Raw genomic sequence first — 12,203 nt, forward strand, 5'->3', positions numbered from 1 at the left:
TAAATGCTAATCCGCGGCCAACCCATTTGATCAACCAAGGTAAGAAACCAATGTAAGTCAAGATATCAAACAATGGCACAATCATCAAAATTGGTAATAAGGAACTTGTCACAAAATCCATTTGTTTGACGTTTACCCAGCTAGCCAAGGCAAAACCGATCCCTGAATAGGAAATCTGAACCATCCAGTTAAACGCATCAGCAGCGGCTTTAACACCATCAATACCGATCGAAAAACCAGTTAAGAACCAGGCCAAGAAGACGTTAATAACCAACATGGTAATAACTGAACGCCAATCAACGTGTTTCTTATCTTTGGAGAATAAAAATGCAACGCCGATAAAAACAAGAATACCAAGAATATTAATAAGCAAATACATGTCTGCGGGCTCCCTCTTTCTATGTATAAATCCCAATAATTGCAACGGTCCTTTTATAATATACCGATTATGTAGACCCCTGTAAACAAGAAATATGGATAACCCCTAAATAACTTGGTTTAAACTAAAAAATGAATTGTTTGGGGATTAAATAGCTTGTTCCTTAGAAACCTGGGCGGGAACACAACGGACACAACTTTAAGCCAAAAAAATCTTAAAGATCGACCTTTTTGTTAGTGCTAAAGCACCAACAAAGATTTCGTTGCTAAGCCAGTTTCTATTTTGCAAGCTATTTAGTCTTCAAACAATTCATTTAAATCATTTAGTTCTTTGTTTCACTCAGTCTCTGCCAAAAATTACTGATATTTTTGCCCAGTTGATCGACCGAATACACCCGTTGATAATGTTGCCAGTGGCGAGGAAACAGGTTTGTATAGCGTCGTGAACCAAAGCGGTTATCCATCAACAACACGTTACCGGCATCCTCATTACTGCGAATCAGCCTTCCTGCCGCTTGCAGCACATGATTCATCCCCGGCAATTGATACGCATATTCAAATCCTTTTCCATTTTTGTCATTAAAATAATCACGCAACAAATTGCGCTCATCACTCAAGCCTGGCAACCCAACGCTCACAATCGCCACGCCAATCAAGTAATCGCCCACTAAATCGATCCCCTCCGAAAAAATACCGCCCAGCACACTGAAACCAATCAAGGAATGGGGATAATTTTTCGCAAACGCGTCCAAAAATTCTTTCCGCGCCGTTTCGTCCATTTGATTGCTTTGTTCAATCACATTAAATTGTTGATACTGATCTAAAAATGCATTTTCAATTTGCGTCATATATTTATAGGAGGGACAAAAAATCAAATAGTTTCCTTTTTTGGCGTTAACCATTTCAAAAATACTAGTGACAATACTTTGCACGCTTTTATCCCGTTGATTGTACGTTGTATTGACATACTGTGTGATCAAAATGTTTTGTCGCTGTTCTAAAAACGGTGAGGTTAACTGCAAACTTAAGCCAGTCGTTTCACAGCCTAAAGTTTCTTTGAAATAATCCATTGGCGACAACGTGGCCGAAAAGAAAACCACGCCCCGGCCCATTTTAAGAGACATATCCAAATAAGGACTCGGATCCAAACACAATTCCTTCACACTCACACTTTCATCATCATTCAACGTGACAATGACGCGATAACTTTCGTCGTAGAACGCCGAAATTTTGACGTATCTTAACAAGGTGAAATAGAAATCCAAAATTTGGGAGGTGAACGGCGTTGGTTCTTGTTTAGCTAACCAGTCCGACACAAACGAATTGAATTTTTCTAATCCGTGACGAAAACTATCCAGTTCTTCAGTGGTCACAGCCTTTGTTTTATGTTGTTCAACTAAAGGTAACTTAACTTGGTCAAAAACGGTTTGCACTTTTTTTAGCTGGTTTGAAATTCCCTGGACATCTTCATTTTGGCTGGCATTCTTAGCAGCCTTTAAGAGATTATCAATCTCACGATCATCAACTTCGGCCGTATACATGTCCCGCGATCGTGAAACTAAGTTATGCGCTTCATCGACCAAGAAAAAGTTGCTGTCATCCGGTTGGGAGAAGAAGCGCTGTAAATACACGATTGGATCAAAAAGATAATTGTAATCGCAGATAATGACGTCCATAAAGGTGGAAATGTCTAGCGAAAACTCGAACGGATCCAGCGTATGTTTCTTGGCATATTTTTCAATTGTGGGACGCGTAATTTGGTTTTCGTGCTCAAACACATCCCGAATGCCGTCCTTCAAACGATCATAATAGCCAATCATGTAAGGATTATCTTCAGGAGCCACATCAACCTCCTCAGGAAAAATAATCTTATCTTTGGCGGTCAGTGTAATGCTTTTAATCTGCAGACCTTTATCCACCATGAGTTGGATCCCTTTTTCAGCGACACTTCGCGTACTTTGTTTGGCAGTAAGATAAAATAGCCGATCGCTCAATCCTTCGCCCATGGCTTTAACGGCGGGAAACAAAGTTGAGATAGTTTTACCTGTTCCAGTTGGAGCTTCAACAAAAAGGCGTTTTTTTAGGGCGACTGTTTTATACACCGCAACCGCTAAATCACGCTGACCATTGCGATATTCATCAAACGGAAAGGCCAATTGTTTGATACTTTCGTTGCGTTTCTTACGCCAATCGCTACGCATGACAAGCCAACTACGGTATTCCTCAATCAGACCATCAAAAAAGTCTTGTAGGTCTTCACGCTTATACACATGTTCATTTTGCGTGATTTTGTCAGTTGTTCGCTGGTAATAGGTCAGTCTCAACGTCACTTCGGGCATATCTAAATCGTGCGTCAGAATTGCCCCATAAACTTTGACCTGACTCCAATAAAGTGTGAGTGTGTTTTCCGACAAATCTTCAAAATCAGGATCCGATGTTTTAATTTCTTCAATCACTAAACTATCGTTAGTTTGAATGACACCATCGGCCCGGCCATCAATCACATAGTCTTCCCCCGCCATCGAAACTGTGCGTTTGACGTAGACTTCTTTTTCATAGTTTTCACCGCCTGTTTTTTGCAGTTTGCGATGAATTCGAGCACCTTCGAGGGCTGTGTTTTGGCTGTTACTACTGGAACTGAGGTCGCCGGCACGAAGAACAAACTCCACCAATTGCCGAATTCCAATTTTATTGCCTGCCATTCGTGTCGCACCTCCATCCATTCCGTTTCTGTAATAACTAGACTTACTTTTAAAATATTTTTGTTAAAGTTTCGTAATATTAGCTTGTTATGATTATTAAATCAGTTCAAAAAATAAGGAGTTCACATGAAAACTAAAACTGCACTACCCATTTTACTATTCTTTACAACATTTTTGGCGATCTTCTTCGCCCAATCCAGCATTTCGGCGGACAGCATTAAACCTATCCAAGGAATTCAAGCAACAAGTAATCATACAAGGACACTATCCACTATTAGTCTTAAACAAAAGGGTCAACAAATTAAGGCTGATTCTAAGCCTGAAAAGACAGCCGCTACAAGTGACAAGACTAGCACAGCTAAGTATAGCGATCTAATTAGCTTACTTAAAAAACAGCTTGGCAAAAGCTATGTGTACGGTGCGGTTGGCCCAGACACTTTCGATTGTTCAGGATTAACACAATACATTTTCAAAAACGCGCTCAATAAAACATTGCCTCGAACCGCTCAAGCACAATATAACGCTTTTGATCACGTTTCGCATAGTAATGTAAAACCGGGCGACTTGGTATTTTTCAGTTATAACGGTGGTGCCACCATTGATCATGTGGGAATCGTAGTTTCAGGCGATAACCAAATGATAGATGCACAAGATCGTGGTGTCATTAAGGAAAGCTATATGGCATCTTATTGGAAACCCTATATTGCTGGATATGCCCACGTAACGGATTTGGATTAAACTTCAGCATAACTTATTAGACTTAAAAAACACAATAGACCAGGCAAAATAGCAATATATGCCTGGTCTATTGTGTTTTTATATTTAAAGATCCACATCCATGATAATTTTATTTTCTTTTTTGAAGATATTTTGTAGCTGAATCATTTTGCTGTTTGTAGCTTGTTTATTGTTGCGAAAATCCCAAGACAAATCTAAATAAACAAGTTTGCCATCCATCTGCTTAATCTCCAAAATATGTGGTTTAAGCATCCAGGGCATAAAGACCTCCGGAATATAAGCACCAAACGCCACCACATCCGAAGAATCCTTTACCTCTGTCCTTGAAATAATGCGTGCAGTTTGGATGTTTTCAAACTGAATACTTCTAAAATTATTTTGCTTAGGAAAAAGGATGATATGAAGCTTTTCACCATATGTTTTCATAGGCAAATACCGAATACCGTTTTCTGAAATCATCCACCGATCGTAAAGATGGAAGATATAAGTTGGATAATAAACCAAAAGGAGTGCCAGAATCACACCAACTCCAGCAACTAAAGCTATCCAAAGCGGTACTGACAATGACATTAAGAAAAAAAGGACAATCAAACCCCAAATTGGACTTTTTATCAATGGGGCATAACTTGGTTGACGACCAAAATAAATCTTATCTACCATACTGCTCACTTCTTTCATGCAATCAACTATCTGAACATTTCTATTAATTCACCCTCATTTTAATACGATAGCGTTGAAGTGATAACGCTTTCTATGAAAGTTCAGCTTTGGCTTATCGGCATTCTCATCATTTACTCATTTGTTTTTTAACATTGTGCTAAAATAGTTCTAGGATGACAAACATGAAAAGGAAATGATTCATAATGGGGAAATATCTTAAAGCAAACTGGCAAAAAGTAGCACTTTTAATTTTTTTAATGGCAATCACCGAACTTTTCACTGTTTTAGCGTCTGTTTTTAATGCTAATTCATTAAATGCACTAGTCGCACATAATTTGAAAAACTTTTTTTACCAAATTTTATTTCTTTTACTAGTTTGGGTAGCCGTTATCTTCTTTAGTTACTTAGTGGCTAATTACACTCAAGTAGTTATTCAAGACATCGATATTTCAATTCGCCACCATATCACTAAAAAAAATCGAAAAATTATCTTATAAAGAATTTCACAATAAGAATACTGGTGCTTATGTATCCTGGTTAAACAATGACATCACGATTATCAATTCAAGTGGTCTTAAAAGTCTCTTTACTGTCATCGAAGGTGTTTTTGGTGTCACGTTTGCTCTAATTACTTTGACTACCTACCATTGGAGTTTAACGTTAACGGCAATCGTAATGGCATTCATTATTATTTTGGCACCTAAAATTATGGATCGCCGACTTCAGAACTCAAATGAGGCTTTAACCAAAGAAAACGAACAATTTGTTTCTCAAGTAGAAGACGTTTTATCCGGATTCAATTTTTTATATGCTTTGTTTGCCCTTCCAATGGTCACTCAACACGTTAAAAAAGCATCTTTAGACCTTAAAAAGCGAATGTCCACCTCACTCGAACTCAAACAATTGTACAAATCATCGGATTTACCGGCAACGTCTTGTCACAAGTTCTTTTGATTGGGCTTAGTGGCTTTCTTGCCTTACATGGCTTTGTCAAGATTGGAACTTTAATGGCGGTTGGTGCTTTATCTGGCAATGTGTTCAATAATTTAGGCAACATGAGTACTTATCTAGGCAGTATGCGTGGTGTAAAACCTCTGTTCAGAAAATATGATCAACTAATCCCTTCTGATCGTCTATCAAAGGAAAAAAATACCGTGCCATTAGCACCCAGTGTCGCTGCTATTCAAGCATTGAATGTGTCATTTAAATATCAGGATAAACCAATAATTCGAAATTTTTCTTATACTTTTCTTGCTCAAAAAAAGTACCTAATTCTTGGTGCAAGTGGTACAGGTAAATTAACACTTTTAAAGCTAATCGCTGGTTACAATACAGATTTTACAGGTACCCTTTCTTTGTTTGACAAAAACTATCAAGACCTTTCCCAGCAAACAATTCTAAGTCGTATTCTTTATTTGGATCAGCAACCACGGCTATTAAATGCAACGGTTCGGCAAAACTTACAATTGTTAGATCACTTTTCTGAGGAATCACTGGCACAGGTTTTGGTGGAAACAAATCTAATTCAATCATTGGCGGATGCACCACAATTTCTAGAAATCAATGTTGGTGAAGACGGAATTAACTTGTCCGGTGGTCAAAAACAACGTCTAGCACTGGCAAGAGGCTTACTACGTCACGATATCAAGATTATTTTAATGGATGAAAGTACTTCCTCAGTTGATGCTAAAACAGCTGCAAAAATTGAAGCCGACTTACTAACTAATTCTAATTTAACGGTAATTATGGTTAGTCATACCCCACATCAAGAAAACATGAAATTATTTGATGATATTATCAGAATGTAAAAGAAAAGAGAGTGGCAAAAAGGCAGTCAGATTCCGGACAATGTCCATTCTTGTGGCGGAAGAATCTGCCTTTTCCCTCACGTTTTAGAAATAATATTCGCGAAGTATAAAGAGGACGGCAAAAGCTATGTTTTTGCCGTCCTCTTTTTTAGTTAGTCCGTTTCAATTACAAATTCTTATCCATATTGAATGTAAGCTTTGATAATCCGGCGCCCTGCACCATAAGGCTGCCAATAAAATCAACAGTTTGTTTACGCATATCTGCGACTAAGGCTTTGTTCTGGGCAGTTAAATAATCAATCAAAGTCTGTTCAGAAAGTTCAGCTGCTTTGTTATCAGTCGTTTCCAAATGACGACGTTGTGTTTCGCGAATAGCAGTTAAGTAATCACGGTCACTTTGCACAAACTGGAAATAATGACTTTCAACCATCATGGATAACGACCGGTACATCCAGTAAGCATCATTGAAATTGAACTTCATTGAAGTGTGCTTGTAAGTATCGTCCGTGTCGGTAGCGTTACTGTAAAACGGCACATAAGGACTGAAAGATGGGACACCGAAGTTCAACCAGTAAATGGAAGAAAGCTCATCAGGGACACCGTTGCGAATTTGTAAAACATGCGAATTTTGCGTTCTATTCATTGAAATTGGCCGGTAACGATATTTGTCCGCACTTTCGCCAGGTGCCAGTGGATCAAACTGTGTTTCGTTGTAGTGGGAACCTAAAATGAATTCAACATCTTCCACCGAAATTTTGTGACCAGTATGACAGATAAATGGTAATTCACCAGATTCTGGATCCTGTTCAATTTCGGGATTTAGATATTTTTGAGCATACCAAACCCGTGGCGTATTGTAATGACGGTCTTTTTCATTAAACGTACCAAAAATATGACGGAAGTTCCATCCCTGATCATCCACGTTTAAGTGATGTTTTTCGACGAACTCCTGAATCCCATCGGCCCACATAAAGTTGTTAGGATCATCAAAATCAACTTGCTGAATAGCCACTTCATTGGCAGCCACCGCATAGGCATCATCCGGAAGGCGTTGGCCGACCCAGTAATGACCCGTGACAATTTCCATATACCACACATCATTTTTATCACTAAATAAAATACTGTTTCCGGCATTGGACCCATATTTGGCAATTAAATCTCCAAGCCGCTTAACCCCTGCTTTTGCGGAATCGACATAGGGAAGGACCATAGTTTCCAACGAGTCTTCGCCTAAACCATCTTCGAGTAACGGATCATAAGCTAATGTCCGTTCGTTACCATAAGTGCTTTCAGTGGCACTCACGGCTACGTTTTTTTCATTAATCCCACTCTCATCATTCACACCTTCGTGTAATTGACTCGGATCAGCATCCGGAGTTGCCGTGTACCGATAGCCATTTTCTGGCAATTGAGCTTCAAATCCATTTAATTGTGATTTCAAACCCACTTTTTGCCCTTGAACGGCTGGATGCATATAAAATTTTTTCGGATGAATGGGTAAGTACCGATCCTCATTTCGAGCGATCATGGTTGAGCCATCTAAACTGGCCTTTTTCCCCACTAAAACTGATGTACACATGCTGGTTACTTTGTTCATGTTTCATCGTCTCCATTTCTGTGTTAATATGCCCATTCTACCAGAAAGCAAGCCTAAAAATAAGTCACTGAGATCCTGCTTCATATTCAGGACCGATTTACCAATCTTTCACATCTTGGTGAATAAAATAAGTTTGTCCACAATTAATTTGCGTGACAAACTTATCAAAAGTCTACTTATTTATTTTTATTTCGTCTTGCAATCATTGGCATGATCAAACCAAGTGCAATTAAAACAATTGGTGTCACAATATTCATCCCTAATTGTAAGAACCAGCTGTGTGGATTAGCTGAAAAACTAATCTTTGGTACCATACCCAAAACACAGACAAAAGCGGTAAAAATGAAACACCAAAAACCTAGTAACCAACCAATCGTCTTGTTCTTCACAAACCGATAATCGGAATGGAATTTCGTCATGTGCTTACTCAACAACATAAAGGCAACAAACACCCACAGATAACGAAGCGGCATAACAATTGAATTTAGATTTAAAAGCCAATTATACAGTTCTTGGATGTTTTTAATTCCTAATGCAGGAACCATAATTAGAATACCAACCAGCACACCAGTCATCTTGTAACCATTAATGAAAACACCGTGTTTATTGAGTTTCATCAATGATTTTGGCACATACTGGTCATTATGCCCAGAAAGCAAAATTCGAAGAGGCGCATCAATTGAAACGATTAACGCAGCAATTTGACCTATCGAATTTGTCAGCCCATACGTAATCATCAGGCTGTTTCCAATGTGATAATATTGACCCAATCGCTGGAAAGCACTGTAAGCTCCGTTCATCATTAAATCCTTAGGAATTGCGTTACTATTGAAAATAATCGCCATTCCAATTGAACCTACAATTGCACAAATTCCAACTAGGACTGCTAAAATGATCATTCCGAGTGGAAACTCTCTTGAAGCATTACGCGTTTTGTTAACATATGGCGCAATTTTTTCCGAACCACCAACAGCCAATACCAACATCGATAAAGTGGTAAAGTAACCGAAATTAAAGTTTGGAATATACGTTTTGACACTTGTCAAATGCGGTGTTGCGGCCGTTACATTTGGTAAATGTGGCGCAGCAATCGCTAAAAAGATAAACAGGATGGACATTACAAATGTGGCTAATCCAGCCAATGTCGCAATTACACCCAGTGTGGTAATTCCCTTTGAAGCAACCCACATGAAAAATAGAAAAACAATCAAACATAAAATTGAAAAAATAGCTGTTGAAAAATGACTAAAGTAGGTTCCAGCTCCAGTAAACGCCCAACTGATTGCAATTAAAACATTCTGTGGCTTTTGTGCTAAATAAGGCACATGAACTACCCAATACGTCCATGCCGCAAAGTAAGCTAACCCTCGGGTTGATGTTTCATCAATCCAAGAACTCACACCACCCCCACTTTTCTTGAAGGTGGATCCCAACTGTCCAACCATCAATGTGTAGGGGATAAAGTAAATAATCAGAATAATAACCCATGACGTAATCACGGATGCACCTTGTTGCGCATAATTATTCACAACGTTGTTAAATCCCCAAACAGTGTTAAACGCGATTAAAGCAATCGTAAACCAGCGAAACTGCTTTGTACTTACATTCGTGTCTCCCAATTTAACCAGCTCCCCATTATATTTATTTTCTTAATTATAGTAGAGAACTGTAAGCGGTTCATGTGAAGTTAGTGAGCGTTTTCACAAGTCACTAATTTCACTCTCATTTTTTTATTATTTTTCTGACGCTAGGTCTTTAAGCTGTTTTCGCGAGTTATAAAAATTGCGATATGCCATATAACAAGCAATCACAGATCCTAAGCTCGTGGCCGACAGTAACATAAATGTCACCATAATTTGGTACTTAATCGCATGCACTGGATCAACACCTGCAAAAATCAAACCGGACATCATCCCCGGCAAACTCACGATCCCAACCGTTTTTGCAGAATCAATGGTTGGGGCCATCCCCGTTTTGATACTTTCCCGCAAAATGCCAATCGACGCATCCCGCAGTGAACCACCCAGTGCTAGTCGTTCTAACACACTCTGCCGTTGATCGCGAAACTGCGTGTTCATACTGCGATAACTAAGACCAATTGCCACCATGGAATTGCTAGCAATCATGCCTGAAATTGGAATAACTTGCGATGGAATCAGTTTGATGGCTCCCGATAAAATTAAGACACCCAGTGTCACTCCTGTGCTGACTAAAATGGCGACAAACGAAATAAGTAATGCGTTAGTCATCCCGTTGCTACGTTTCTGAGCATTCCAAGATGCATTAAAAATAATGATGAGCAACATCGCCAACGTCAAAATAACGTTGTTCACTTTGAAAATATACTTCAACAAATAACCAACAACAAACAGTTGAATGACTGCCCGAATGACACCAATAATAATTTCACGATCAATACCTAGTTTTTCACGATAACCAATCCACAGCGCAATCATTACTAATAACATGGCTAAGGTAAGCGACCAATTATTCACATCTAAATTCATTTTTATGCCTCCAATCTGCCCTTGGTAATTGTTAATAACCGACTTGCCTGCTTTAATTCCGCCGCATCATGGGTGATCGACAAAATGGTCACCTGATGATCCTTATGAAAATGTTCGATTAACTCATTAACGATGCGTTTATTTTCTTCATCTAAACCAACAGTCACCTCGTCCAGCAATAAAATATCCGGCACATACATAATGTTACGAATCATGGCCACTCGCTGCTTTTCACCGCCTGAAAGTTCCGTAATGCGTTTATCCAAATAGTTTTCTGGCAATCCGACAACTGTTAAAGCCGCTTTTTGTTTTTCAACGTCAGGTGTGGTTTGGCGAATCTGAAATGGAAAGTCTAAATTGTCAGCAACAGTTTTTCCAAACAAAGTAGGCTGTTGAAAACAGTAAGAAACTTGGCGACGATATTGAATCGGATCCATTTCAGCAATGTTTTGATCTTTAAATAAGATGTCACCTTGCGTAGCTGTCAGCAGCGACGCAATAATACGGAGTAAGGTACTTTTTCCACTACCTGACGGCCCTGTGAGCGTGATGTAATCCTGGGTAGCCACAGTTAATGATATATCCTGTAAAATTTGATTTTGTTCAACTTGATAACCCACATGATGAAGTTCTAGAATTGGTTTCATACTGTCATCCCCCATTACTTGGTTTCAATTTTCAGATTAAATCTACAGTCAAAGAAAGTTGATTCACCAACATTATACATTATAATCGTTATAAATTAGAAAGCTTTGTACTTACCCTGCCTCTAAATGTTATAATTTGAGAGAAAGTAGTGGGAGGAGTTTTTAATCAATGCAAACTGTATCAATGATCGTCCCGTGTTTTAATGAACAAGAATCTGTACCAATTTACTTCAATGCAATGGCTAAAATTTTTCAGAAACCTGAAATGCAAAACTATGCCTTAGAATTGTGGTTCATCGATGATGGTTCATCAGACGCGACCTTAAGTGAACTTAAAAAACTAAACAAACAGTATCCTGATGTTGCTCATTTCGTGTCTTTTTCACGTAACTTTGGCAAAGAATCAGCCATTTATGCTGGTCTACAAGCCGCAACCGGCGAAATTGTGGGATTAATGGATGTTGACCTTCAGGATCCACCTGAATTACTACCCCAAATGTTACAAGAATTGAGCACTGGTGACTATGACACAATCGGCACCCGCCGTATAGGTCGTGAAGGTGAACCTGCATTTCGCTCATTTTTATCGAACCTATTCTACAAATTTATCAACAAAATTTCTAAAGTTGAAATTATTCCCAATGCGCGCGACTATCGTGTGATGACACGCAAAGTGGTTAATACCGTGCTCAGCATGCCCGAAGTTAACCGGTTTTCTAAGGGAATCTTCAGCTGGGTTGGTTTCAAAACCAAGTATCTCGATTTCGAAAATCGCGAACGAGTAGCTGGTACGACTTCATGGTCACTTTGGCAACTTTTCGAATATTCATTAGAAGCTATCATCGATTTTTCAGCAGCGCCATTGGCGATTGCTAGTTTTGTGGGAATTTTTGCCTGCGTCGTCTCAGTTTTAGCAATTATTTTCATTATCTTTAGAACGATTTTCTTTGGTGATCCAACAACTGGTTGGCCGTCATTAGCAGCCATGATTCTGTTCATCGGTGGTATTCAACTATTTTGTCTAGGTATTTTAGGTAATTATATTGGTCGGATTTATTCCGAAAGCAAACACCGGCCAATTTATGTCATTAATGAAAAGAAATAACTCTTTAAAATTGCAAAAAAGGCGTTTGGAATTGGTGTGATCGTACATACCCAATTCCAAA

At 38.8% G+C, this 12,203-nt stretch carries 12 protein-coding genes; 5 read left to right on the forward strand and 7 right to left on the reverse strand.

The genetic code is table 11. From position 1 onward, the window contains the following. A partial coding sequence (locus PPA04_RS05590; protein ID WP_280530878.1) for a Na+ dependent nucleoside transporter N-terminal domain-containing protein occupies nucleotides 1-379 on the reverse strand: 379 nt, incomplete at its 3' end. A gap of 322 nt (nucleotides 380-701) precedes the next feature. Next, nucleotides 702-3,080 carry an ATP-dependent DNA helicase gene (locus PPA04_RS05595; RefSeq protein WP_057784413.1) on the reverse strand — a complete coding sequence of 793 codons (2,379 nt, stop codon included), beginning with the start codon at nucleotides 3,078-3,080 and terminating at the stop codon, nucleotides 702-704. A 126-nt stretch (nucleotides 3,081-3,206) separates the two neighbouring features. Between PPA04_RS05595 and PPA04_RS05600 the strand changes: the two genes are divergently transcribed. Further along, nucleotides 3,207-3,818 carry a C40 family peptidase gene (locus tag PPA04_RS05600; protein ID WP_057784412.1) on the forward strand — a complete coding sequence of 204 codons (612 nt, stop codon included), beginning with the start codon at nucleotides 3,207-3,209 and terminating at the stop codon, nucleotides 3,816-3,818. Nucleotides 3,819-3,902: 84 nt separating this feature from the next. Here PPA04_RS05600 and PPA04_RS05605 read toward each other — a convergent pair whose 3' ends face one another. Further along, entirely contained in the window at nucleotides 3,903-4,478 is a 576-nt protein-coding gene (locus tag PPA04_RS05605) for a hypothetical protein (protein ID WP_068806670.1), read from the reverse strand. A 203-nt stretch (nucleotides 4,479-4,681) separates the two neighbouring features. Between PPA04_RS05605 and PPA04_RS05610 the strand changes: the two genes are divergently transcribed. The 3 genes from PPA04_RS05610 to PPA04_RS05620 are packed head-to-tail and all read left to right on the forward strand — an operon-like array spanning nucleotide 4,682 to nucleotide 6,286. Continuing rightward, complete coding sequence (locus PPA04_RS05610; RefSeq protein WP_057784410.1) at nucleotides 4,682-4,975, forward strand: hypothetical protein; 294 nt, start codon at nucleotides 4,682-4,684, stop codon at nucleotides 4,973-4,975. Further along, complete coding sequence (locus PPA04_RS05615; RefSeq protein WP_229923086.1) at nucleotides 4,956-5,432, forward strand: ABC transporter transmembrane domain-containing protein; 477 nt, start codon at nucleotides 4,956-4,958, stop codon at nucleotides 5,430-5,432. The genes PPA04_RS05610 and PPA04_RS05615 overlap by 20 nt, the downstream gene beginning before the upstream one ends. Then, entirely contained in the window at nucleotides 5,414-6,286 is an 873-nt protein-coding gene (locus tag PPA04_RS05620; protein ID WP_147206749.1) for an ATP-binding cassette domain-containing protein, read from the forward strand. Before PPA04_RS05615 ends, PPA04_RS05620 begins: the two co-directional genes overlap by 19 nt. A 166-nt stretch (nucleotides 6,287-6,452) precedes the next feature. On the opposite strand, the gene PPA04_RS05625 is transcribed toward PPA04_RS05620, so the two are convergent. The 4 genes from PPA04_RS05625 to PPA04_RS05640 form a co-directional block, all read right to left on the reverse strand. Beyond that, on the reverse strand, nucleotides 6,453-7,883 hold the full coding sequence (locus PPA04_RS05625; RefSeq protein WP_057784407.1) for a C69 family dipeptidase: 1,431 nt from the start codon (nucleotides 7,881-7,883) through the stop codon (nucleotides 6,453-6,455). Nucleotides 7,884-8,059: 176 nt separating this feature from the next. Continuing rightward, the gene (locus tag PPA04_RS05630; protein WP_057784406.1) at nucleotides 8,060-9,502 is read right to left on the reverse strand and encodes an APC family permease; all 1,443 of its coding nucleotides are present in this window, start codon (nucleotides 9,500-9,502) and stop codon (nucleotides 8,060-8,062) included. Between the two features lie 114 nt (nucleotides 9,503-9,616). After that, on the reverse strand, nucleotides 9,617-10,390 hold the full coding sequence (locus PPA04_RS05635; RefSeq protein ID WP_057784405.1) for an ABC transporter permease: 774 nt from the start codon (nucleotides 10,388-10,390) through the stop codon (nucleotides 9,617-9,619). Nucleotides 10,391-10,392: 2 nt separating this feature from the next. Further along, nucleotides 10,393-11,037: an ABC transporter ATP-binding protein gene (locus PPA04_RS05640; protein ID WP_057784404.1), complete on the reverse strand. Its 645-nt coding sequence runs from the start codon at nucleotides 11,035-11,037 to the stop codon at nucleotides 10,393-10,395. 169 nt (nucleotides 11,038-11,206) lie between these two features. Here PPA04_RS05640 and PPA04_RS05645 point away from each other — a divergent pair, with 169 nt between their 5' ends. Continuing rightward, a complete protein-coding gene (locus tag PPA04_RS05645) occupies nucleotides 11,207-12,142 on the forward strand; it encodes a glycosyltransferase family 2 protein (RefSeq protein ID WP_057784403.1) in 936 nt (311 codons plus the stop codon). Nucleotides 12,143-12,203: the final 61 nt, after the last annotated feature.

This window comes from Pediococcus parvulus (assembly GCF_007990205.1).
GTDB classification, from domain to species: domain Bacteria; phylum Bacillota; class Bacilli; order Lactobacillales; family Lactobacillaceae; genus Pediococcus; species Pediococcus parvulus.

Bases quoted from the DNA above. Each gene is read 5' to 3' on its own strand.
- PPA04_RS05595 (WP_057784413.1), bottom strand. From the start codon at position 3,080: ATGGCAGGCAATAAAATTGGAATTCGGCAATTGGTGGAGTTTGTTCTT.
- PPA04_RS05600 (WP_057784412.1), top strand. From the start codon at position 3,207: ATGAAAACTAAAACTGCACTACCCATTTTACTATTCTTTACAACATTT.
- PPA04_RS05605 (WP_068806670.1), bottom strand. From the start codon at position 4,478: ATGGTAGATAAGATTTATTTTGGTCGTCAACCAAGTTATGCCCCATTG.
- PPA04_RS05610 (WP_057784410.1), top strand. From the start codon at position 4,682: ATGGGGAAATATCTTAAAGCAAACTGGCAAAAAGTAGCACTTTTAATT.
- PPA04_RS05625 (WP_057784407.1), bottom strand. From the start codon at position 7,883: ATGAACAAAGTAACCAGCATGTGTACATCAGTTTTAGTGGGGAAAAAG.
- PPA04_RS05635 (WP_057784405.1), bottom strand. From the start codon at position 10,390: ATGAATTTAGATGTGAATAATTGGTCGCTTACCTTAGCCATGTTATTA.
- PPA04_RS05640 (WP_057784404.1), bottom strand. From the start codon at position 11,037: ATGAAACCAATTCTAGAACTTCATCATGTGGGTTATCAAGTTGAACAA.
- PPA04_RS05645 (WP_057784403.1), top strand. From the start codon at position 11,207: ATGCAAACTGTATCAATGATCGTCCCGTGTTTTAATGAACAAGAATCT.